General features: G+C 56.1%; 23 protein-coding genes and 3 pseudogenes. 19 read left to right on the forward strand and 7 right to left on the reverse strand.

The features are described from left to right. The first annotated feature begins 58 nt into the window (after positions 1-58). The 15 genes from yjdN (at position 59) to phnP (ending at position 11529) form a co-directional block, all read left to right on the forward strand. On the forward strand, positions 59-505 hold the full coding sequence (gene yjdN / locus HV037_RS22260; protein ID WP_016155401.1) for a VOC family metalloprotein YjdN: 447 nt from the start codon (positions 59-61) through the stop codon (positions 503-505). 132 nt (positions 506-637) lie between these two features. Then, positions 638-1426, forward strand: a complete 789-nt coding sequence (gene phnC, locus HV037_RS22265) for a phosphonate ABC transporter ATP-binding protein (RefSeq protein WP_048234134.1) — start codon at positions 638-640, stop codon at positions 1424-1426. A gap of 80 nt (positions 1427-1506) precedes the next feature. Further along, positions 1507-2523 carry a phosphonate ABC transporter substrate-binding protein gene (phnD, locus tag HV037_RS22270; protein WP_103284311.1) on the forward strand — a complete coding sequence of 339 codons (1017 nt, stop codon included), beginning with the start codon at positions 1507-1509 and terminating at the stop codon, positions 2521-2523. 105 nt (positions 2524-2628) lie between these two features. Next, positions 2629-3408, forward strand: coding sequence for a phosphonate ABC transporter, permease protein PhnE (gene phnE / locus HV037_RS22275; RefSeq protein ID WP_016155398.1), 780 nt, complete (start codon positions 2629-2631; stop codon positions 3406-3408). Positions 3409-3428: 20 nt separating this feature from the next. Continuing rightward, positions 3429-4154: a phosphonate metabolism transcriptional regulator PhnF gene (gene phnF / locus HV037_RS22280; protein ID WP_103284312.1), complete on the forward strand. Its 726-nt coding sequence runs from the start codon at positions 3429-3431 to the stop codon at positions 4152-4154. Next, entirely contained in the window at positions 4155-4607 is a 453-nt protein-coding gene (gene phnG, locus HV037_RS22285) for a phosphonate C-P lyase system protein PhnG (RefSeq protein WP_016155476.1), read from the forward strand. Next, positions 4604-5188, forward strand: coding sequence for a phosphonate C-P lyase system protein PhnH (gene phnH, locus HV037_RS22290; protein WP_046274564.1), 585 nt, complete (start codon positions 4604-4606; stop codon positions 5186-5188). Before phnG ends, phnH begins: the two co-directional genes overlap by 4 nt. Beyond that, on the forward strand, positions 5188-6255 hold the full coding sequence (locus HV037_RS22295; protein ID WP_103284313.1) for a carbon-phosphorus lyase complex subunit PhnI: 1068 nt from the start codon (positions 5188-5190) through the stop codon (positions 6253-6255). The genes phnH and HV037_RS22295 overlap by 1 nt, the downstream gene beginning before the upstream one ends. 46 nt (positions 6256-6301) lie before the next feature. Then, positions 6302-7093 carry an alpha-D-ribose 1-methylphosphonate 5-phosphate C-P-lyase PhnJ gene (phnJ, locus tag HV037_RS22300; RefSeq protein ID WP_049259807.1) on the forward strand — a complete coding sequence of 264 codons (792 nt, stop codon included), beginning with the start codon at positions 6302-6304 and terminating at the stop codon, positions 7091-7093. Then, the gene (phnK, locus tag HV037_RS22305) at positions 7090-7848 is read left to right on the forward strand and encodes a phosphonate C-P lyase system protein PhnK (RefSeq protein WP_103284314.1); all 759 of its coding nucleotides are present in this window, start codon (positions 7090-7092) and stop codon (positions 7846-7848) included. Before phnJ ends, phnK begins: the two co-directional genes overlap by 4 nt. A gap of 116 nt (positions 7849-7964) precedes the next feature. After that, on the forward strand, positions 7965-8651 hold the full coding sequence (gene phnL, locus HV037_RS22310) for a phosphonate C-P lyase system protein PhnL (protein ID WP_103284315.1): 687 nt from the start codon (positions 7965-7967) through the stop codon (positions 8649-8651). Continuing rightward, on the forward strand, positions 8648-9784 hold the full coding sequence (phnM, locus tag HV037_RS22315) for an alpha-D-ribose 1-methylphosphonate 5-triphosphate diphosphatase (RefSeq protein WP_103284316.1): 1137 nt from the start codon (positions 8648-8650) through the stop codon (positions 9782-9784). The genes phnL and phnM overlap by 4 nt, the downstream gene beginning before the upstream one ends. A gap of 2 nt (positions 9785-9786) precedes the next feature. Continuing rightward, positions 9787-10341, forward strand: coding sequence for a ribose 1,5-bisphosphokinase (gene phnN / locus HV037_RS22320; RefSeq protein WP_016155392.1), 555 nt, complete (start codon positions 9787-9789; stop codon positions 10339-10341). Beyond that, positions 10328-10762, forward strand: a complete 435-nt coding sequence (gene phnO / locus HV037_RS22325; protein ID WP_103284317.1) for an aminoalkylphosphonate N-acetyltransferase — start codon at positions 10328-10330, stop codon at positions 10760-10762. Before phnN ends, phnO begins: the two co-directional genes overlap by 14 nt. Positions 10763-10770: 8 nt before the next feature. Next, positions 10771-11529, forward strand: coding sequence for a phosphonate metabolism protein PhnP (phnP, locus tag HV037_RS22330; RefSeq protein ID WP_103284318.1), 759 nt, complete (start codon positions 10771-10773; stop codon positions 11527-11529). Positions 11530-11598: 69 nt separating this feature from the next. On the opposite strand, the gene yjdP is transcribed toward phnP, so the two are convergent. Both yjdP and HV037_RS22340 read right to left on the reverse strand, forming a co-directional pair. Continuing rightward, on the reverse strand, positions 11599-11928 hold the full coding sequence (gene yjdP, locus HV037_RS22335; RefSeq protein WP_016155470.1) for a DDRRRQL repeat protein YjdP: 330 nt from the start codon (positions 11926-11928) through the stop codon (positions 11599-11601). Between the two features lie 69 nt (positions 11929-11997). After that, positions 11998-14262 carry a hybrid sensor histidine kinase/response regulator gene (locus HV037_RS22340; RefSeq protein ID WP_103284319.1) on the reverse strand — a complete coding sequence of 755 codons (2265 nt, stop codon included), beginning with the start codon at positions 14260-14262 and terminating at the stop codon, positions 11998-12000. Positions 14263-14376: 114 nt separating this feature from the next. On the opposite strand from HV037_RS22340, the pseudogene HV037_RS22345 reads away from it, so the two are divergent. The 3 genes and pseudogenes from HV037_RS22345 to HV037_RS22355 all read left to right on the forward strand — a co-directional run bounded on the left by HV037_RS22345 (position 14377) and on the right by HV037_RS22355 (position 17854). Continuing rightward, a pseudogene (locus HV037_RS22345) lies at positions 14377-15895 on the forward strand (sugar ABC transporter ATP-binding protein). Continuing rightward, positions 15888-16883 (forward strand): hypothetical protein, encoded by a 996-nt coding sequence (locus HV037_RS22350; RefSeq protein WP_016155386.1) that lies wholly within the window; start codon positions 15888-15890, stop codon positions 16881-16883. Before HV037_RS22345 ends, HV037_RS22350 begins: the two are co-directional and overlap by 8 nt. A 29-nt stretch (positions 16884-16912) precedes the next feature. After that, positions 16913-17854 (forward strand): ABC transporter substrate-binding protein, encoded by a 942-nt coding sequence (locus HV037_RS22355; protein WP_019077849.1) that lies wholly within the window; start codon positions 16913-16915, stop codon positions 17852-17854. 100 nt (positions 17855-17954) lie between these two features. Here HV037_RS22355 and HV037_RS22360 read toward each other — a convergent pair. The 5 genes and pseudogenes from HV037_RS22360 to HV037_RS24725 all read right to left on the reverse strand — a co-directional run. Beyond that, positions 17955-18652, reverse strand: a protein-coding gene (locus HV037_RS22360; RefSeq protein WP_223274117.1) for an IS1 family transposase whose coding sequence is annotated in 2 segments (ribosomal slippage) — positions 17955-18403 and positions 18403-18652 — 699 coding nt in all. Because the reading frame shifts where the segments join, the coding sequence is not laid out codon by codon here. A 28-nt stretch (positions 18653-18680) separates the two neighbouring features. Beyond that, positions 18681-19088 (reverse strand): hypothetical protein, encoded by a 408-nt coding sequence (locus tag HV037_RS22365; RefSeq protein ID WP_326926168.1) that lies wholly within the window; start codon positions 19086-19088, stop codon positions 18681-18683. Between the two features lie 43 nt (positions 19089-19131). Continuing rightward, a pseudogene (locus HV037_RS22370) lies at positions 19132-19755 on the reverse strand (hypothetical protein); the annotation flags it as partial. Positions 19756-19766: 11 nt separating this feature from the next. Further along, positions 19767-20464 (reverse strand): IS1 family transposase gene (locus HV037_RS22375; RefSeq protein ID WP_223274117.1). Its coding sequence is split into 2 segments (ribosomal slippage): positions 19767-20215 and positions 20215-20464, totalling 699 coding nucleotides; the frame shifts between segments, so codons are not numbered across the junction. Between the two features lie 55 nt (positions 20465-20519). Further along, a pseudogene (locus HV037_RS24725) lies at positions 20520-20624 on the reverse strand (hypothetical protein); the annotation flags it as partial. A 434-nt stretch (positions 20625-21058) separates the two neighbouring features. Here HV037_RS24725 and acs point away from each other — a divergent pair. Further along, the gene (gene acs, locus HV037_RS22380) at positions 21059-23017 is read left to right on the forward strand and encodes an acetate--CoA ligase (protein ID WP_016155371.1); all 1959 of its coding nucleotides are present in this window, start codon (positions 21059-21061) and stop codon (positions 23015-23017) included. Positions 23018-23151 lie beyond the last annotated feature (134 nt).

The raw sequence follows: 23151 nt of genomic DNA on the forward strand, positions 1-23151 counted from the left end.
CTTATTTTTGCAGACGATAACTACACTTAACTGGTTTCTTTTACCTGAGGTAAAGATTATGCCGTTAAGTCCCTATATCTCCTTCGCAGGCAACTGCGCTGATGCTATCGCCTACTACCAAAAAACATTAGGCGCTGAGCTACTTTACAAAATCAACTTCGGTGAAATGCCCAAACCGGCGCAGAACAGCGAAGAGGGTTGCCCTTCAGGCATGAAATTCCCCGATACCGCCATTGCCCACGCCAACCTGCGCGTTGCGGGCAGCGACATCATGATGAGCGATAGCGCCCCCGACGGAAATGCCCACTACTCTGGCTTTACGCTGGTACTCGACACGCAAAACGTCGACGAAGGCAAACGCTGGTTTGATAACCTGGCAGCAAACGGAAAAATCGAAATGGACTGGCAGGAAACCTTCTGGGCTCATGGTTTCGGTAAAGTGAGCGATCGGTATGGCGTGCCGTGGATGATCAACGTCGTCAAACAGCAGCAACCTACAGAGTAATCCAACGGGAGGCCAGCCCTCCCGTACTGTCATCAAAAATCGCTCAACTCTTCATCACCAAGTAACCATCCCTTAACGAAAACGTCACATTGATCCGCCACGATGGGGCCACTTTTTAAGGGAGGCCGCATCATGCAAACGATTATTCGCGTCGAAAAACTCTCCAAGTCCTTCAATCAACATCAGGCGCTCAATGCGGTTGATCTGAACATCTGTTCCGGTGAGATGGTGGCTCTGCTTGGGCCGTCTGGCTCCGGCAAATCCACCCTTTTACGTCATTTAAGCGGTTTGATCGTCGGTGATAAATCCCCGGGTAGCCGCGTCGAACTGCTGGGTCGCACCGTTCAACATGAAGGCCGCCTGGCGCGCGATATCCGCAAAAGCCGCGCCCACACCGGCTACATCTTCCAGCAGTTCAATCTGGTTAACCGCCTGACGGTACTGGAAAACGTCCTTATTGGCGCACTCGGCAGCACGCCGTTTTGGCGCACCTGTTTTAGCTGGTTTAGCCAGGAACAGAAACAGCGTGCATTACAGGCGCTGACCCGCGTTGGCATGGCGCACTTTGCATACCAGCGCGTTTCCACGCTTTCGGGCGGGCAACAGCAGCGCGTGGCGATTGCCCGCGCGCTGATGCAGCAAGCCAAAGTGATCCTTGCCGACGAGCCGATAGCCTCGCTGGACCCGGAATCCGCACGCATCGTGATGGACACCCTACGCGACATTAACCAGACCGACGGCATCACCGTGGTCGTCACGCTGCATCAGGTGGATTACGCCCTGCGCTACTGCGAACGCATTGTCGCGCTTCGTCAGGGCAACGTCTTCTTTGATGGCAGCAGCCAGCATTTTGATAACGATCGTTTTGACCATCTCTACCGCAGCATGAACCGCGTCGAACAGAACGCGCAGGCTGCATAGTTCTAAAAAACCAGGCGTTATTGGCGCAGCCAGGCTGGCAAGTGAAATAGCCTGGAACAAAGACTAATTAAGGAAACAACATGAGCTATAAGACCGTTGCCGCGCTGGCCTTTACCAGCATGTTCAGCATCAGCACCTTGTTCAGCCCGGCGCAGGCCGAAGAGCAAGAAAAAGCGCTGAACTTTGGCATTATTTCGACCGAATCACAGCAAAACCTGAAGCCACAGTGGGAACCGTTCCTGAAGGACATGGAAAAATCGTTGGGCGTGAAAGTGAACGCCTTCTTCGCCCCGGACTACGCCGGGATCATTCAGGGAATGCGTTTTAACAAAGTTGATATCGCCTGGTACGGCAACCTCTCGGCAATGGAAGCGGTAGATCGCGCTAACGGACAAGTGTTTGCCCAAACCGTCGCTGCAGACGGCTCCCCGGGATACTGGAGCGTGTTGATCGTTAACAAAGACAGTCCGATCAACAACCTGAACGATCTGATCGCCAAACGTAAGGATCTGACATTCGGCAACGGCGATCCCAACTCAACGTCAGGCTTCCTCGTCCCCGGTTACTACGTCTTCGCCAAAAACAACATCTCCGCCAGCGACTTCAAACGCACCGTTAACGCCGGACACGAAACCAACGCGCTGGCCGTCGCCAACAAACAGGTCGATGTCGCCACCAACAACACCGAAAACCTCGACAAGCTGAAAACCTCCGCGCCGGAAAAACTGAAAGAGCTGAAGGTTATCTGGAAGTCACCGCTGATCCCGGGCGATCCGATCGTCTGGCGCAAAAACCTCTCCGAAACCACCAAGGACAAGGTGTACGACTTCTTTATGAATTACGGCAAAACGCCGGAACAGAAAACCGTACTGGAACGCCTGGGATGGGCACCGTTCCGTGCCTCCAGCGACCTGCAACTGGTACCGATTCGCCAACTGGCGCTGTTTAAAGAGATGCAGGGCGTGAAGGGCAACAAAGGGTTGAACGAGGAAGAGAAAACCAGCAAAACCTCGGCGCTGAAAGCGCAGCTCGACGACCTTGACCGTTTGACCGCCGCCCTGAGCGCCATGACCAGCGTGACTAAAGCGGTGCAGTAAACCTGATGCCCGGTAGCGTTTCGCTTACCGGGCAGACGATGTTCTGTAGGCCGGATAAGGCGCAAGCGCTGCCATCCGGCGATAAACCTACGCACGGAGCTAAACATGCAAACCATCACCGTCGCCCCGCCCAAACGTAGCTGGTTCTCACTGCTGAGTTGGGCCATTCTTCTCGCCGTGCTGGTGGTCTCGTGGAAAGGTGCCGAAATGGCTCCGCTCACGCTGATCCAGGATTCCGGCAATATGGCGACCTTCGCTGCCGACTTCTTTCCGCCAGACTTCAGTCAGTGGCAGGACTATCTCGGTGAAATGGCCGTCACCCTGCAAATTGCCGTCTGGGGTACCGCCCTCGCCGTTGTGCTGTCGATTCCCTTTGGCCTGATGTGCGCCGATAACCTCGTACCGTGGTGGATTTACCAGCCGATGCGTCGCCTGATGGACGCCTGCCGCGCCATCAATGAAATGGTCTTCGCCATGCTGTTCGTGGTCGCCGTGGGTTTAGGTCCGTTCGCCGGGGTAATGGCGCTGTTTATCCACACCACCGGGGTGCTCTCCAAGCTGCTTTCCGAAGCGGTAGAAGCCATTGAGCCGGGTCCAGTAGAAGGCATTCGCGCCACCGGGGCCAACAAAATTGAAGAGATTCTGTACGGCGTTCTGCCACAGGTTATGCCGCTGCTTATCTCCTACTCGCTGTATCGTTTTGAATCCAACGTTCGCTCGGCCACGGTAGTCGGAATGGTGGGGGCGGGCGGTATTGGCGTGACTTTATGGGAGGCGATTCGCGGCTTTCAGTTCCAGCAAACCTGCGCCCTGATGGTGTTAATCATCGTCACCGTCAGCCTGCTGGATTTCCTTTCCCAGCGTTTGCGTAAGCACTTTATCTGATTAGCGAGGCATTGATTGCTATGCACTTGTCTACACATCCGACCAGTTATCCAACGCGTTATCAGGAAATTGCCGCGAGACTTGAGCAGGAGCTTCGTCATCATTATCGCTGCGGTGACTATCTGCCCGCCGAGCATCAGCTTGCCGCGCGCTACGAGGTAAACCGCCACACCCTGCGCCGCGCTATTGACCAGTTGGTTGAGCGTGGTTGGGTCCAGCGTCGCCAGGGCATCGGCGTACTGGTGCTGATGCGCCCATTCGATTACCCGCTTAATGCCCAGGCGCGCTTTAGCCAGAACCTGCTGGACCAGGGCAGCCACCCCACCAGCGAAAAACTGCTGGCGGTGCTGCGCCCGGCCTCCAGTCACATTGCCGATGCGCTCAGCATTAACGAGGGCAATAACGTGATTCATCTGCGCACCCTGCGCCGGGTAAACGGTATCGCATTGTGCCAGATCGACCACTATTTTTCCGACCTCACGCTATGGCCGCTGCTGCAGGGCTTTAACAACGGCTCACTGCACGACTACCTGCGCGAACAGTCCGGTCTGACGCTCCTGCGCACACAAACGCGCATCAGCGCCCGCCGCGCACAGGCTAAAGAGAGCAAAGTGCTGGAAATCCCCAATATGGCGCCGCTGCTGTGCGTGCGCACCCTGAACCACCGTGAAGGTGAAGAACACGCGGCGGAATACTCCGTCAGCCTGACCCGCGCCGACATGATTGAATTCACTATGGAGCACTGAATGCATTTCGATACCGCTACCCGCCAGCGCTGGATGCGCGCGCTGGCTTACAGCAATGCCGATGCCCTGAACGCCCGCATCCACGCGCTCAAACTGACGCCAGACTATGAACTTATCCGCGCACCGGAATGCGGACTGATGCAGCTCCAGGCTCGCATGGGCGGCACCGGCAACCGCTTCTTTGCTGGTGATACCACACTTACCCGCGCAGTGGTACGCCTGAAGAGCGGCACACTGGGCTACAGCTACCTGCTGGGCCGCAACAAACAACACGCCGAGCAGTGTGCGGTCATTGACGCACTGCTGCAGGAACAAACGCATTTCCAGAGCCTAATGGAAACCTTAATTGCCCCGCTGGAAGCGGAACGCGATGCGCTGATTAGCGCACGCCGTGCCGAAATCAACGCCAGCCGGGTCGACTTCTTCACGCTGGTACGCGGAGATAACGCATGACCTTACAAACCGCTTTTAATTTACCCGTTCAGGATGCTCAGCAGAGCTTTCGTCGCCTGCTGAAGGCCATGAGTGAGCCGGGCGTGATCGTCGCCCTCCATCAACTGAAACACGGCTGGCAGCCACTGGGCCTGGCAACCACCAGCGTGCTACTGACCCTGGTCGATGGCGACACGCCAGTCTGGCTGGCGCCGTCGATGGATAACGATATCGCCCGGCAGAATCTGCGTTTTCACACCAACGCGCCGCTGGTGGATCAGCCGCAGTTGGCGACCTTTGCCGTCGCCGACGAACGCATCAGCAGCGAACAGCTTAACGCCCTCTCCGCCGGTTCCGCCGTCGCGCCAGAAACCAGCGCCACGCTGATTGTGCAGGTCTCTGGCTTAAGCGGTGGACGCATGCTGCGTCTGACCGGCGCCGGTATCGCTGAAGAGCGCATGATCGCGCCACAGCTACCGGAATGCCTGATTCACGAACTCACCGAACGCCCGCATCCGTTCCCGCTGGGGGTCGACCTGATCCTCACCTGCGGCGAACGCCTGCTGGCTATTCCGCGAACTACCCATGTGGAGGTGTGCTGATGTACGTCGCCGTCAAAGGGGGCGAAAAGGCGATAGCCAACGCCCACGCCCTGCAGGAAAACCGACGCCGGGGCGATGAGACCATTGCTGAACTGAGCGTGGCGCAAATCGAACAACAGATGAACCTGGCCGTCGACCGGGTGATGACCGAAGGCGGCATCGCCGACCGCGAACTGGCCGCGCTGGCGCTGAAGCAGGCCAGCGGCGATAACGTCGAAGCCATCTTTTTGCTCCGCGCCTACCGCACTACGCTGGCAAAGGTGGCGGTCAGCGAGCCGGTTAACAGTGCAGAAATGCGCCTTGAGCGCCGAATCTCTGCGGTCTACAAGGATATTCCCGGCGGGCAGTTGTTAGGTCCCACTTATGACTACACCCATCGCCTGCTGGATTTTACCCTGCTGGCCAATGGCGAAACGCCACCCCTGCGCAGCGCAGGCGACGCGCAGGACGCCTCTCCGCACGTCTTTTCCCTGCTGGCCAACCAGGGACTGGCAAAGCGTGAAGAGGATGATGGTGCCACGCCCGACGACATTACCCGCACGCCACCGGTTTACCCCTGTTCACGCGCTTCACGCCTGCAACAATTGATGCGCGGCGATGAGGGATATCTGCTGGCGCTGGCCTACTCCACCCAACGCGGCTACGGGCGCAATCACCCGTTTGCCGCCGAAATTCGCAGCGGCTATGTGGCACTGGAAACCGTACCGGAAGAGCTGGGATTTGCGGTGAACGTCGGTGAACTGCTGATGACCGAATGTGAAATGGTCAACGGTTTTGTCGCGCCAGAAAACGAATCCCCCCATTTTACCCGCGGCTACGGGCTGGTGTTCGGCATGAGCGAACGTAAAGCGATGGCGATGGCGCTGGTGGACCGCGCCCTACAGGCAGCCGAATACGATGAATCGGTCACGGGACCGGCGCAGGACGAAGAGTTCGTGCTGGCGCATGCGGATAACGTCGAGGCGGCGGGTTTTGTTTCGCACCTCAAACTTCCCCATTACGTCGATTTCCAGGCCGAGCTGGAACTGCTCAAACGCCTGCAACAGGAGGCCACCCGTGACCACTAACCTCTCCGGCTACAACTTTGCGTATCTTGATGAGCAGACCAAACGCATGATTCGCCGCGCGATTCTGAAAGCGGTGGCGATCCCCGGTTACCAGGTGCCGTTTGGCGGACGTGAAATGCCGATGCCCTACGGTTGGGGAACCGGCGGTATTCAGCTCACCGCCAGCGTGATTGGCGAGCCGGACGTGCTGAAGGTAATTGACCAGGGCGCAGATGACACCACTAACGCCGTGTCGATTCGCAACTTCTTTAAACGCGTGACCGGGGTGAACACCACCGAGCGCACGGAAGACGCGACGCTGATCCAGACCCGCCACCGCATCCCGGAAACACCGCTGGTGGAAGACCAGATCATTATCTTCCAGGTCCCGATCCCCGAGCCGTTGCGCTTTATCGAGCCGCGCGAAACGGAAACCCGCACCATGCACGCGCTGGAAGAGTACGGCATCATGCAGGTGAAACTGTATGAAGATATCGCCCGCTTCGGCCATATCGCCACCACTTACGCCTATCCGGTGAAGGTTAACGACCGCTACGTCATGGACCCGTCGCCAATTCCAAAATTCGACAATCCGAAGATGGACATGATGCCGGCCCTGCAACTGTTTGGCGCAGGCCGCGAAAAACGCATCTATGCCGTTCCACCTTACACCCGCGTGGAAAGCCTCGATTTCGACGATCACCCGTTTACCGTGCAGAGCTGGGATGAGCCTTGCGCCATCTGTGGCTCAACCCACAGCTATCTCGATGAAGTGGTGCTCGATGACACCGGCAAACGCATGTTTGTCTGCTCCGACACCGACTACTGCCGCCAACAGAGTGAGGCCCTCAGCAAATGACGCAACCGCTGCTTTCAGTCAACAACCTGACCCATCTCTACGCGCCGGGCAAGGGCTTCAGCGATGTCTCTTTTGACCTGTGGCCTGGCGAAGTGCTGGGTATCGTCGGCGAGTCCGGTTCCGGCAAAACCACGCTGCTGAAATCGATCTCTTCACGGCTGATGCCGCAGAGCGGTGAGATTTTGTATCAGAACCGTTCACTGTACGGCATGAACGAGGCCGACCGTCGCCGTCTGCTGCGCACCGAATGGGGCGTGGTGCATCAGCATCCGCTGGATGGCCTGCGCCGTCAGGTCTCCGCTGGCGGCAATATCGGCGAACGCCTGATGGCCACCGGAGCGCGCCACTACGGCGACATTCGTGCCACCGCGCAGCGTTGGCTGGAGGAAGTGGAGATCCCGGCCTCGCGTATCGACGACCTGCCAACCACCTTTTCCGGCGGCATGCAGCAGCGACTGCAGATCGCCCGCAACCTCGTCACCCATCCCAAACTGGTGTTTATGGACGAGCCCACCGGCGGTCTGGACGTTTCCGTACAGGCCAAACTGCTGGACCTGCTGCGCGGCCTGGTGGTGGAACTGGATCTGGCAGTGGTTATTGTCACCCACGATCTGGGCGTAGCGCGCCTGCTGGCCGACCGTTTGCTGGTGATGAAGCAGGGTCAGGTGGTGGAAAGTGGGTTAACCGACCGCGTACTCGACGATCCGCATCATCCGTATACCCAGTTGCTGGTGTCGTCTGTTTTGCAAAACTGATTTTGTCTTGCCGGGTGGCGCTTCGCGACCCGGCCTACGGATCGGCATCGGTTGTAGGCCTGATAAGCGAAGCGCCATCAGGCAATCGAACGCAAAAATGCTTAAAGAGGCTAAAAATGAACGCGATTCGCGTTGAAAACGTCAGTAAAACCTTTGTACTGCATCAGCAAAACGGCGTGCGTCTGCCGGTGCTGCAAGACGCCACGCTGGAAGTTAAAAACGGCGAATGCGTGGTGCTGCACGGTCACTCTGGCAGCGGCAAATCCACGTTGCTGCGTTCGCTGTACGCCAACTACCTGCCGGATGAAGGACACATCCACATCCGCCACAGCGGCGAATGGGTCGATCTGGTGCAGGCTCCGGCGCGTAAAGTGCTGGAAGTTCGCCGTTCAACCATCGGCTGGGTCAGCCAGTTCTTGCGCGTGATCCCAAGGATTTCTGCGCTGGATGTGGTGATGCAGCCGCTGCTGGATCTCGGCGTGTCACGCGAGGAGTGCACAGCCAAAGCGGCTAACCTGCTTACCCGCCTGAACGTGCCGGAGCGGCTGTGGCATCTGGCGCCGTCGACGTTTTCCGGGGGCGAACAGCAGCGCGTCAATATCGCCCGAGGGTTTATCGTCGATTACCCGATTCTACTCCTCGATGAGCCCACCGCCTCGCTGGACGCCAAAAACAGCGCCGCCGTCGTCGCATTGATTGAAGAAGCGAAAGCCCGCGGCGCGGCAATTGTCGGCATTTTTCACGATCAAACCGTGCGCGACCGCGTCGCGGATCGCCTGCACCTGATGGGAACAACAGCATGATTATCAATAATGTAAAGCTGGTGCTGGAAGATGAAGTGGTGCAAGGATCGCTGGAAATTGAGGGCGGAACGATCCGCGCCTTTGCCGAAAGTCAGAGCCAACTGGCCCAAGCGATGGACGGAGAAGGCGGCTGGCTGCTGCCAGGGCTTATCGAGCTGCATACCGACAATCTCGACAAGTTTTTCACCCCGCGCCCGAAGGTAGACTGGCCCGCCCACTCGGCGATGAGCAGCCACGACGCGCTGATGGTCGCCAGCGGCATTACCACCGTGCTGGACGCGGTGGCGATTGGCGATGTGCGCGACGGTGGCGACCGTCTGGAAAATCTGGAGAAGATGATCAACGCGGTGGAAGAGACGCAAAAGCGCGGGGTCAATCGCGCCGAGCACCGCCTGCATTTGCGCTGCGAGCTGCCGCATCACACCACCCTACCGCTGTTTGAAAAACTGGTCGGTCGTGAGCCGGTGACGCTGGTATCGCTGATGGACCACTCCCCCGGCCAGCGTCAGTTCGCCAATCGCGAGAAGTACCGCGAGTACTATCAGGGCAAGTATTCACTTACCGACGAGCAAATGGCCCGCTACGAAGAAGAACAGTTAGCTCTGGCTGCACGTTGGTCGCAACCCAACCGCACGGCGATTGCTCAGATGTGTCGTGAGCGCCAGATAGCGCTGGCGAGCCATGACGATGCCACCTGCGATCATGTGCTGGAATCGCATCAACTTGGCAGCGTGATTGCCGAATTTCCTACTACCTTTGCCGCCGCAGAGGCCTCGCGCCAGCATGGCATGAACGTGCTGATGGGCGCGCCCAACATCGTGCGCGGCGGTTCTCACTCCGGCAACGTGGCGGCGCATAAGCTGGCTGAGTTGGGGCTGCTGGATATTCTCTCCTCCGACTACTACCCCGCCAGCCTGCTCGATGCGGCATTCCGCGTGGCGGACGATGATGCCAACAGCTTTACGCTGCCGCAGGCCATTCGTCTGGTGACCCGCAATCCGGCGCGGGCATTAAATCTCGACGATCGTGGCGTTGTAGCCGAAGGTAAACGCGCGGATCTGGTGCTGGCGCATCGCAAAGGCGATCACATCCATATCGACCACGTCTGGCGTCAGGGCAAAAGGGTATTCTGACTATGGGGAAACTGATCTGGCTGATGGGGCCGTCCGGCTCCGGTAAGGACAGTCTACTGGCAGAACTTCGCCAGCAGGAACCTGCGCAACTGCTGGTGGCGCACCGTTACATCACCCGCGCCGCCAACGCCGGGAATGAAAACCATATTGCCCTCAGCGAACCAGAGTTTTTTACCCGCGCCGGGCAGAACCTGCTGGCGCTGAGCTGGCATGCCAACGGCTTCTATTACGGCGTCGGCGTAGAGATTGACCTCTGGCTGCACGCCGGTTTTGATGTGGTGGTCAATGGCTCGCGCGCGCATCTGCCCCAGGCGCAGGCCCGTTACGGCGCTTCTTTACTTCCCATTTGCTTACAGGTTTCCCCGGCCATTCTACGCCAGCGCCTGCAGGCACGTGGGCGGGAGAGCGAAACGGAAATCGCTGCCCGCCTTGAACGCGCGGCACGCTACACGCCGTATGACTGCCACGTCCTGAACAATGATGGAAGTTTGCTACAGTCTGTCGATACACTGCTCACCCTGATGGGACGCAAGGAGAAGAAACATGTCTGTCTGTGAATTACGCCGCGCCACGCTATACGATACCGATGCGGTTTACGCGCTTATCTGTGAGTTGAAACAGGGCCAATTCGACCTGCAGGCCTTTAGCGCCGGCTACGCCGCAAATCTGCAAGATCCCAATATGCACTACCAGCTGGCGCTGCTCGACGGACAGGTCGTCGGCTTGCTCGGTCTGCACCTGCAGTTTCATCTGCACCACGCCAACTGGATTGGCGAGATCCAGGAACTGGTGGTGATGCCACAGGCACGAGGACTAAAAGTGGGTAGTCAGTTACTGACCTGGGCCGAAGCCACCGCGCGCGAAGCGGGCGCAGAAATAACCGAGCTTTCGACAAGTACCCAACGCCTTGACGCGCACCGCTTTTACCAGCGCGAAGGCTATACCATGAGCCATTTTCGCTTCACCAAACCGTTGTAGGGGGAGCCATGAGTCTGACCATTACGCTGACGGGAACCGGCGGCGCGCAACTGGTGCCAGCATTTGGCTGTGACTGTGCGGCCTGCCAACGAGCACGCTTACAGGCGCAATACCGTCGACGCCCTTGTAGCGGGGTGGTCAAATTTAACAATGCGGTGACGCTGCTGGACGCGGGGATCCCGCATCTGATGGACGACTGGCCAGCAGGCAGCTTCCAGCAGTTTCTGCTCACCCACTACCATATGGATCACGTGCAGGGGCTGTTTCCGCTGCGCTGGGGCGTGGGGGCGACTATTCCGGTGTACGGTCCGCCGGATGAACAGGGATGCGACGATCTGTTTAAGCACCCTGGCATCCTCGATTTTAGCCATACCGTCGCGCCATTCGTGGTGTTTAACCTGCAAGGGTTGCAGGTGACGCCACTCCCGCTCAACCATTCAAAGCTGACGTTTGGCTATCTGCTGGAGACCGCGCACAGCCGCGTGGCGTGGCTCTCCGATACCGCCGGACTTCCCGACAAGACGCTGAAGTTTCTCCACAATAACCAGCCTCAGGTGATTATCATCGACTGCAGCCACGCCCCGCGCGCCGAGCCGCCGCGCAATCACAGCGATGTAAATACCGTTATCGCCTTGAACGCGGTTATCCGCTGCCCACGGGTGATCCTGACGCATATCAGTCATCAGTTTGATTTGTGGATGATGGAGAATCCGCTACCGACAGGGCTCGAAGCCGGGTATGACGGAATGGAGATTGTGCTGAGGTAGGTTTACATCGCACTAAAACACTTGTTAACAGGTCTCTGCTCCCTATAACCTTGCCAGCGAAAAATTGCGCTAACGATCGTAATCTTCTTCCATTCTGCGCTCTTCGTCTTCTAACTGACGCCGTTCCTGATCGAGCTGGCGCTGGCGGTCATCCAGTTGGCGGCGGCGGTCTTCAAACTGGCGGCGGCGATTATCATACTGCCTGCGACGATCGTCACTCATCTGTCGCTGCCAGCTTTCATCACGAGAGTCGTCATAATCCCGCCCGCTGTCCGGTTTGTAGGCGTCGTTAATTGCCTGCTGAATATTGCCGATGGCGTCATCGATAATATCGGCCTGCGCCGATACGGTGGTCATCATCAGCAGAGTGAAAAGTAAGAATGTCGCGGAGCGTTGCATAAAACCAGCCTCATCAAGAAACTCGCCCCACGGTAATCAAAGCGTATTTGCGCGGGTAGCGGAGGAATCTCAATTACGCGAATGCCGCAGCGCCTGCGCCAGTTCTCCCCGGGTGAAGGGCTTACGCAATAACGCCACATCCGGCAGCGCCGGGTTATGCGCCGGACGTAAATCCTGGCCGCTAATCAGCAGGATGTTCAGTTGTGGATAATGTGCCAGCGCATGATTAACCACATCCACACCGCTTAAACCGCCGGGCAGCATTAAGTCGCTGATAAAAATATCAATCTCGGATGAAGCCGCCAGCATATGCATAGCCTGTTCGCCGTTGGCAGCCTCTAACGTCAGGTAGCCCAGCAGGTGTAATTGCTCACATAACGTCTGGCGCACATCGGCTTCATCTTCGAGAACCAGCACCAGTTTTTCACCGCGAGTCGGGGTGTGCTGTGCGATTGGCTCCACCGGTGTCTGCACCGGCACAACCGCGCGAGGAAGCTGCAATCTGACCGTCGTTCCCTGCCCAGGGGCGCTTTCAATCTCCACGCGACCACCGGACTGGCGTACAAAACCGTAGACCATCGACAGCCCCAGCCCACTGCCGCTGCCGGTCTGTTTGGTGGTGAAAAACGGCTCGAAGACCTGAGCTTTCACCTCCTGCGACATCCCGCTTCCCTGGTCGGCAACTTCCAGCATCACCATATCCTGCTTACGCCCATCGCTGCGCGTGACCCGCTGATTCCAGGTACGGATTTTAATCGTGCCCGCCTGCCCGTCCATGGCGTCACGGGCATTCATCACCAGATTGATAATGGCGTTTTCCAGTTGGCTGACATCAATCCACGCGGGCCAGGCGGGAGACTGGGCTTCAATCTCCAGCGTCAACGTAGCCGGAAGAGAGTGGCGCATCAGTTCGCCCAAATTTTCCAGCAGCGTTTTCAGCTCCACCGCATGGGGATGCAACGACTGTTTGCGCGAAAAGGCCAGCAGCCGCTGGGTAAGGAGCGCCCCGCGCTCGGCGGCTTTTAGCGCCCGATTGACCCGTGGCGCGTCGGGAGAGTCTGGGTTCACCAGATCCAGGCTGCCAATAATGACCGCCAGCAGGTTATTGAAATCATGCGCTAATCCGCCCGTCAGTTGCCCTACCGCCTTCAGTTTCTGACTGTGCAACAGCGCTTCCTCCAGCCCCTGGCGCTCGGTGCGGTCGATTTCCATCTGGCTGGTTTTTTCTTTTAGCAGTCGGGTGGTGTGCTCCAGCGATGCCGTATTACGGGCAAAGACGCTAAAGGCGCGGGCCAGCTCGCCCAGCTCATCGCGCCGCTGTAGGGCCGGGACGCTAACGTCCGATTCACCGTGCGCCAGCCGGGTCATCGCCCGCGAAATGGCCGTCAGGTTAGAACCGAGATTACGGTAGATATACCAGCCGGCAAAACCGGTGATCACCACCGCCAACAGCGCAAACACCAAAATAAACAACGCGCCGGATTGCAGTTCCTGATGACTTTGCGCCACCCGCTGTTCGGAGATCAGCGCCACCTGCGAAGCATACCGGTTGATATCGCTGTTGAGGATCGCCACCAGCGCTTTGATATGAAACATATACCAGTTGATCGCCAAATCGCTCTGCTCAAGCGCAGAAGAGAGCGGCTCCAGCTTATGCAACTCCTGGTTGAAGTCGGTGAGGATGTTGGTAATCAGCGGATTGCTATTTTGCACAGGCAGCGCGGGCATCACGCCGTCCAGTTGTTTCACCACCGAACGCGGCGTGGGTGTTTCAATGGCGGCAACAATTAAGCGGTCTATCTGCCCCAGCAGCACGTCATCCTGCGCGCCGGTCAGCTTTTGCAGATGACGTAAATAACTTTGATTCTGATACAGCGAACTGAGCAGGGCGTTACGTTCCAGATGTCGCCGTTGCCCGCGCTGCAGCATACCTTCCACGCTGCTTTGTAGCTCCTGGCTGCGCTGGATAATACGCCCGACCAGCGCCGGCTCCTGCTGCGCCAACGGCGCGGTGGCCAACTGTTCCAGCGAATGCTTCAGCGCCCGTTGCGTCTCCTGCAGCCGCTCCGCTTCACCTTTGTATTCCAGCGCGCCGACCACCTGCGACAGCCGCACCGCCGCCGTCGCCACGTTCGCCGTATCCCGGGCCAGGTTCATGCTGCCGGTCATGTCGTCAACGGTTTGCTGCTGTACCTGTTCCTGGATTTGACTGGCATGCTGAAACCCCAGCACCGCCACACCGCTTACCATCAGCGTGACCGTCACCACCAGCAGATTGAAGAACAGCAATCGTCCGCGCGCACTGGCGAAAAAGTGACGTCCTGGTTGCGGCATATCACGCTCCGTGAAGAAAAATCGCAATATGACAAATATGAACGGCTTCTGACATTTTGCATTTACATTCCTGTGATGGACTGCTGATATCGGCCACCCCACAGGAGATCCGCTATGAGCAGGACACCGGTTCTGGAGATGCGCAACATTGCCAAAGCGTTTGGTAAATTTTACGCGCTGAAAGGGGTCGATTTAACGGTCTGGCCGGGTGAGATTCATGCCCTGATGGGTGAGAACGGCGCGGGGAAAAGCACCCTGATGAAGATCCTCGCGGGCGCGTATACCGCCACCAGCGGTGAGATCCTGATCGACGGTCAGCCGTTTCACATTCGCGGACCAAAAGACGCGCTCAGCGCAGGCATCACGCTGATTTACAAGGAGATGCAGCTCGCGCCGAACCTGACGGTGGCGGAAAATATCTTTCTAGGCAGCGAGCTGTCGCGCGGCGGTCTGGTCCAGCGTAAAGAGATGGTGATGCAGTCGCAGAAAGTCATCGACCGGCTCGGCGCCCAGTTTAAGGCCAGCGATCGCGTGATGACGTTGACCATCGCCGAACAGCAGCAGGTGGAAATCGCCCGCGCCCTGCACCGTAACAGCCGCATTCTGGTGATGGATGAACCCACTGCCGCCCTCTCCTCACGTGAAACCCACCGCTTGTTTGAACTGATCATGCGCCTGCGCGATGAGGGGATGGCGATTATCTACATTAGCCACCGCATGGCGGAGGTGTATGAACTCTCGGACCGCGTCAGCGTCCTGCGCGACGGGCAATATGTAGGCAGCCTGACCCGCGACAAACTCAACGCCTCTGAGCTGGTGCGCATGATGGTGGGCCGACCGTTAAGCGATTTATTCAACAAAGAGCGCGATATTCCCTTAGGTAAAGCGCGCCTCAACGTCCACCACCTGACCGACGGCCATAAAGTCCAGCCGTGCAGTTTGCTGGTGCGCTCCGGGGAGATCGTCGGACTTGCCGGGTTAGTCGGCGCCGGGCGTTCTGAACTGGCTCAACTGATTTTTGGCGTGCGTAAAGCCATCGGCGGCATGATTGAAGTAGACGGTGAACCGGTGGTGATCCACTCCCCTCGCGAGGCGATTGACCACGGCATTGGCTTTCTGACGGAAAACCGCAAAGAGCAGGGATTGTTTTTAGAGCTGGCGGCAGCAGAGAACATCACCATGGCGACGCTGGAACGTGACGCCAACTGGGGCATGCTCGATCGCAAAAAGGCGCAGGCTATTTCCGATGACGCCATCCAATTGCTCAACATCCGCGTTCCGCACGCCCAGGTACGCGCGGGCGGGCTGTCCGGCGGTAATCAGCAAAAGCTGCTGATTTCACGCTGGGTCGCGATCGGCCCACGCATTTTGATCCTCGATGAACCCACGCGCGGCGTGGACGTTGGCGCCAAAAGCGAGATCTACCGGATCATGAACGACATGGCGCGCAAAGGCGATCCTGATGATCTCCAGCGAATTGCCGGAAGTCGTCGGTATGAGCGATCGCGTGTACGTCATGCGGGAAGGCAGCATTGCCGGTGAGCTGAACGGGCAAAGTATTACCCAGGAAAATATTATGACGCTGGCAACCGGCGTGAACGACTCCCATCATCAGGCGGTGTCCCATGAATAATCCAACCACTCCCCAGCAGGTGGCGAAATCCGCCTCCGCGAAAAAATTGCTGATGAGCGATCTGATGCAAACGGTCGGCATCTTGCCGATTCTCATCCTGATAGTGGCGGTGTTTGGCTTTATCGCGCCAAACTTTTTTACCGAAAGCAACCTGTTGAATATAACCCGCCAGGCGTCGATCAACATCGTGCTGGCGGCAGGCATGACCTTCATTATTTTGACCGGCGGGATCGACCTCTCGGTTGGCTCGATTCTCGGCACCACTGCCGTCGCGGCTATGGTCGTTTCGCTGATCCCTGAATTTGCCATGCTGTCGATTCCGGCGGCGCTGATGCTCGGTCTGGTGCTGGGGTTGTTTAACGGCGCGCTGGTTGCTTTTGCCGGACTACCACCGTTTATCGTCACGCTTGGAACGTATACGGCGCTGCGCGGCGCGGCCTATCTGCTGGCCGACGGCACGACGGTGATCAATTCCAATATCAGCTTTGAGTGGATCGGTAACAACTATCTTGGTCCGGTTCCGTGGCTAGTGGTCATTGCACTGGCGGTGGTGGTGATGTGCTGGTTCATTCTTAGGCGCACCACACTCGGCGTTCATATTTATGCGGTCGGCGGCAATATGCAGGCCGCTCGTTTAACCGGTATCAAAGTGTGGCTGGTGCTGCTGTTCGTCTACGGCATGAGCGGTGTGCTCTCAGGTCTTGGCGGGGTGATGAGCGCCTCGCGGCTATACAGCGCCAACGGCAACTTAGGCATGGGTTACGAGCTGGACGCCATCGCGGCGGTGATCCTCGGCGGTACCAGCTTTGTTGGGGGGATCGGTACCATCACCGGCACGCTGGTAGGGGCGTTGATTATCGCCACGCTCAATAACGGCATGACGCTGATGGGCGTCTCCTATTTCTGGCAACTGGTGATCAAAGGGGCGGTGATCATCATAGCGGTACTGATCGACAAATACCGTACCCGACACCATCAAAGTGCATAACAACAACATCTTACTTCGAGGAATACAGCATGAGATTGAAGCCCTTAGTCACCGCGCTCTGTGCTGGCGCACTGCTTGCTGCAGCTCCGTTTGTGCAGGCAAAAGAACTGAAATCGATCGGCGTTACGGTGGGCGATCTGGCCAACCCGTTCTTCGTGCAGATCACCAAAGGCGCGGAGCTGGAAGCACGCAAACTGGCGGGTGATAGCGTTAAAGTGACGCTGGTTTCCAGCGGCTACGATCTGGGACAACAGGTGTCGCAAATCGACAACTTTATTGCCGCCAAGGTCGACATGATTATTCTTAACGCCGCCGACTCCAAAGGCATCGGCCCAGCGGTAAAACGCGCGAAAGACGCAGGGATTGTGGTGGTTGCCGTTGACGTAGCGGCGGAAGGCGCTGATGCGACCATTACCTCCGATAACACCCAGGCGGGTGAAATGGCCTGTAAATACATTACCGACCGTCTGAAAGGGAAAGGCAACGTCGTCATTATCAACGGGCCGCCGGTTTCCGCCGTCCAGAACCGCGTCGAAGGCTGCCAGACCGAGTTTAAACGCCACCCGGATATCAAGGTGCTGTCGTATAACCAAAACGCCAAAGGCAGTCGCGAAGGCGGACTGGAGATCATGACCGCGCTGCTGGCGGCGAATCCGAAGATCGACGGCGTATTCGCCATTAACGATCCTACGGCTATCGGTGCCGATCTGGCAGCAAAACAGGCACAACGTAGCGAATTCTTTATTGTCGGCGTAGACGGATCGCCAGACGCTGAAGAAGCGTTGAAGCGGGAAAACTCACTATTTGTGGCGACGCCTGCACAAGATCCGCAGGTGATGGCTGCCAAAGCGGTCGAAATCGGCTATGACATATTGCAGGGGAAACCCGCCCCGAAAGAGCCCGTACTGATCCCGGTGACGATGATCGATAAAAACAACGTCGGCAGCTATAAGGGTTGGACGGTGAAATAACCCCTTAACCGACTGATGCTCTCCTGCCGCAAAGAGAGTAAAAGAAGTATGAGCGCCCGTCAGGGCGCTTACCTCATAAAAACTGGGTAATGACTCCAACTTACTGATAGTGTTTTATGTTCAGATAATGCCCGATGACTTTGTCATGCAGCTCCACCGATTTTGAGAACGACAGTGACTTCCTGCCCAGCCTTGCCAGATGCTGCCTCAGATTCAGGTTATGCCGCTCAATGCGCTGCGTATATCGCTTGCTGATAACGTGCAGTTCTCCCTTCAGGCGTGATTCATAAAGCGGCCAGCCATCCGTCATCCATACCACGACCTCAAAGGCCGACAGCAGGCCAAGAAGACGCTCCAGCGTGGCCAACGTGCGTTCACCGAATACGTGCGCCACAACCGTCCTCCGTATCCTGTCATACGCGTAAAACAACCAGCGCTGGCGTGATTTAGCGCCGACGTAACCCCACTGTTCGTCCATTTCCGCGCAAACAATGACGTCACTGCCCGGTTGTATGCGTGAGTTTACCGACTGCGGCCTGAGTTTTTTAAGTGTCGTAAAATCGTGTTGAGGCCAACGCCCATAATGCGTGCACTGGCGCGACATCCGACGCCATTCATGGCCATATCAATAATTTTCTGGTGTGTACCGGGCTGAGAGGCGGTGTAAGTGAACTGTAGCTGCCATGTTTTACGGCAGTGAGAGCAGAGATAGCGCTGATGTCCGGCAGTGCTTTTACCGTTACGCACCACGCCTTCAGTAGCTGAACAGGAGGGACAGCTGATAGAAACAGAAGCCACTGGAGCACCTCAAAAACACCATCATACACTAAATCAGTAAGTTGGCACCATTACCCATATTCCCCTCTGAATTTCTCTCTTGCCCCTGAAATGGAGACATATAAGATGCCACCTCCCATGTTTGCCCATAGTCTTTGGATATTGTGTATGCCCCCGGCTCCCACTCAGGAATAAATATATATTTATCGGAAGGATGAATATATTCACCTGTAAAAATTCTGAAGGAAGCAAATATGCCATCATAGATCTCTTTATGTATACTTCTTTTATTGTCATGATACCAAAGTGCCCCATCACAATTGAATCCTTTCAATTCCAGATAGCGGTTATCATCATAGCGATAAATAACCTGTGTGGGTGATTTTGTACAGGCAGAGACGGCGCATAGCGAGATTGCTCCGATTATTATTTTTAACATACTTCTCAGTGTCATCATTTATCCTTAAACGTTAAGCGACTCAGGCATATCCCATTGCAGATTATTTTCCCGCATCCAGGTCACAGCGCATCCGGGTCCATCCCTTATAGCCCACCACCTCCGGTTCTTTGTCGGGCAGGTTTTGATAATTTGCCTTATAACCCTCCGTTAAATGGGCTAAAGCAGCTTTCATAAAAACGACCGTCCCCCAGGCCGCACCTGGAGATTCAGGTCTCATATGAGCGTCTACATACTTACCCTTGGATTTATGTTTACCTGGCCTGTAGAGATAATACGTGTCATCAAAGAATTTATAATCAATACCCGGTCCGCCGGGTTTTAGACGCGGATCGTCAAAAGGATATGAGCTCATATACAAATGATTCAGCGAAGTGGTAATAAATGCCTGATTATTAACCACCACCACTCTTTTGATTTCTTTTCCCTCCGGTCTGTCGACCATATTCCCCTCTGAATTTCTCTCTTGCCCCTGAAATGGGGACATATAAGATGCCACCTGCCATGTTTGCCCATAGTCTTTGGATATTTTATATGCACTCGGTTCCCATCTTGGTATCAAGATATACTTATCCGATGGGTGAATATAAACTCCGGTAAAGATCTGATATGTTGAATAAACACCATTGACTAACTCCTTATGTATATTCCTTTTGGTATCATGGTAATGACTCCAACTTACTGATAGTGTTTTATGTTCAGATAATGCCCGATGACTTTGTCATGCAGCTCCACCGATTTTGAGAACGACAGTGACTTCCTGCCCAGCCTTGCCAGATGCTGCCTCAGATTCAGGTTATGCCGCTCAATGCGCTGCGTATATCGCTTGCTGATAACGTGCAGTTCTCCCTTCAGGCGTGATTCATAAAGCGGCCAGCCATCCGTCATCCATACCACGACCTCAAAGGCCGACAGCAGGCCAAGAAGACGCTCCAGCGTGGCCAACGTGCGTTCACCGAATACGTGCGCCACAACCGTCCTCCGTATCCTGTCATACGCGTAAAACAACCAGCGCTGGCGTGATTTAGCGCCGACGTAACCCCACTGTTCGTCCATTTCCGCGCAAACAATGACGTCACTGCCCGGTTGTATGCGTGAGTTTACCGACTGCGGCCTGAGTTTTTTAAGTGTCGTAAAATCGTGTTGAGGCCAACGCCCATAATGCGTGCACTGGCGCGACATCCGACGCCATTCATGGCCATATCAATAATTTTCTGGTGTGTACCGGGCTGAGAGGCGGTGTAAGTGAACTGTAGCTGCCATGTTTTACGGCAGTGAGAGCAGAGATAGCGCTGATGTCCGGCAGTGCTTTTACCGTTACGCACCACGCCTTCAGTAGCTGAACAGGAGGGACAGCTGATAGAAACAGAAGCCACTGGAGCACCTCAAAAACACCATCATACACTAAATCAGTAAGTTGGCACCATTACCGGTTTTTGCGGGTACAGGAGTTTGTTCAGCGTGAACAGCAGAAATAAATAATAAAGGTAATAACAGGCTGAAGAAACGGCGTACGCGTGATTTTATCCTTGCCATAGGGGTCTCATCCAGATGACGCCATTATCTGCAATGGCGGTTCTTTTATTGTTTTCCATAACAGCAACCACACGAATACTGTCATGACATTGCTCCACCCTATTTGTAACAAGAAACCACACTGAAAATGTTGTCTTTAATCAATTGTAAGTGTATGTAAAATACCACTTTAGAGTTATAAACCCCCTCTAACTCCTCACTCTTTTGTCTAATTCAGAGATAGATCACCTTTTCAATAATCCTTTAGATAACTACATGTTATCGCGAGATTTAATCAATTTTTGCTAGTTCCCTTCAAAATTAAGTTTGCCGCTAATTTGCACAATTCGTTTATTGCGTGATCTGCCGCGCAAATACTAAACAAAACTCTCAAAGCCCCTACATTTAACGTTTATGAGACATATTATTAACATCCTACAAGGAGAACAAAAGCCATGAGCCAAATACATAAACACGCTATTCCCGCAAACATTGCGGATCGTTGCCTGATAAACCCGGAGCAGTACGAAGAGAAATACCAGCAATCCGTTAACGAACCCGACACATTTTGGGGCGAGCAGGGAAAGATACTTGATTGGATCAAGCCGTACAGCCAGGTGAAGAACACCTCCTTCGCACCAGGCAACGTGTCGATTAAATGGTACGAAGACGGCACCCTGAACCTGGCCGCAAACTGCCTTGACCGTCATTTACAGGCAAATGGCGATCGCACCGCCATCATCTGGGAAGGCGATGACGCCACCCAAAGCAAAAACATTACTTATCGCGAACTGCATCGCGATGTTTGCCGTTTCGCCAATACGCTACTGGATTTAGGCATTAAAAAAGGCGACGTGGTGGCCATTTATATGCCGATGGTGCCGGAAGCGGCGGTTGCTATGCTGGCTTGCGCCCGTATTGGCGCGGTACATTCGGTCATCTTCGGTGGTTTTTCACCAGAGGCGGTCGCCGGACGTATCATCGACTCCAATTCACGTCTGGTGATCACCGCCGACGAAGGCGTGCGCGCCGGCCGCGCCATCCCGCTGAAAAAGAACGTCGATGATGCGCTGAAAAACCCGAACGTCAAAACCGTGGAACATGTGGTCGTCCTCAAACGTACCGGTGGAAAAACGGAATGGCAGGAAGGCCGTGACCTGTGGTGGTCCGATCTTATCGAGAAAGCCAGCCCAGAACATCAGCCAGAAGAAATGAACGCGGAAGATCCGCTGTTTATCCTCTATACCTCCGGTTCAACCGGCAAGCCAAAAGGCGTACTGCATACCACCGGCGGATATCTGGTCTATGCCGCAACCACCTTTAAGTACGTGTTTGACTACCATCAGGGCGATATTTATTGGTGTACCGCTGACGTGGGTTGGGTAACCGGGCACAGCTACCTGCTGTATGGTCCGCTGGCCTGCGGCGCAACCACGCTGATGTTCGAAGGCGTGCCAAACTGGCCAACCCCGGCGCGTATGTCGCAGGTTGTGGACAAGCACCAGGTCAATATTCTGTATACCGCGCCGACCGCCATCCGCGCCCTGATGGCAGAAGGTGATAAAGCGATTGAAGGCACTGACCGCTCCTCGCTGCGTATCCTGGGTTCCGTTGGTGAGCCAATCAACCCGGAAGCATGGGAGTGGTACTGGAAGAAGATCGGCAACGAAAAATGCCCGGTCGTCGATACCTGGTGGCAGACCGAAACCGGTGGATTCATGATCACCCCGCTGCCGGGCGCCACCGAGCTGAAAGCGGGTTCCGCAACCCGTCCGTTCTTTGGCGTACAGCCTGCGATTGTCGATAACGAGGGTAATCCGCTGGAAGGCGCGACCGAAGGCAACCTGGTGATCACCGACTCGTGGCCGGGCCAGGCGAGAACGCTGTTCGGCGATCACGAACGCTTTGAGCAGACCTACTTTTCTACCTTCAAGAATATGTACTTCAGCGGCGACGGCGCGCGTCGTGACGAAGATGGCTATTACTGGATCACCGGTCGTGTGGACGATGTGCTGAACGTCTCTGGCCACCGTCTGGGAACGGCAGAAATCGAATCGGCGCTGGTGTCACATCCGAAGATCGCCGAGGCCGCGGTGGTGGGTATTCCGCATAATATTAAAGGCCAGGCGATCTACGCCTACGTCACGCTGAATCACGGCGAAGAGCCGTCACCTGAGCTGTACGCCGAGGTGCGCAACTGGGTACGTAAAGAAATTGGTCCGCTGGCAACGCCAGACGTGCTGCACTGGACCGACTCACTGCCGAAAACCCGCTCCGGCAAAATCATGCGCCGTATTCTGCGTAAAATCGCGGCGGGCGATACCAGCAATCTGGGCGATACCTCGACCCTCGCCGATCCTGGCGTGGTAGAGAAACTGCTCGAAGAGAAGCAGGCCATCGCGATGCCATCATAACCATAACCGTGAAATGCCCGATGGTGCGCGGCTTATCGGGCCTACAAATCCTACCCCTACCCCTCCCCTGACCGGGAGGGAAAATATAATAACCCACCCCAAAGGATTTCGCGTTGCAGGAAGGCGGCAAGCGA

This window comes from Citrobacter sp. RHBSTW-00017 (genome assembly GCF_013797615.1).
GTDB lineage: Bacteria > Pseudomonadota > Gammaproteobacteria > Enterobacterales > Enterobacteriaceae > Citrobacter > Citrobacter braakii.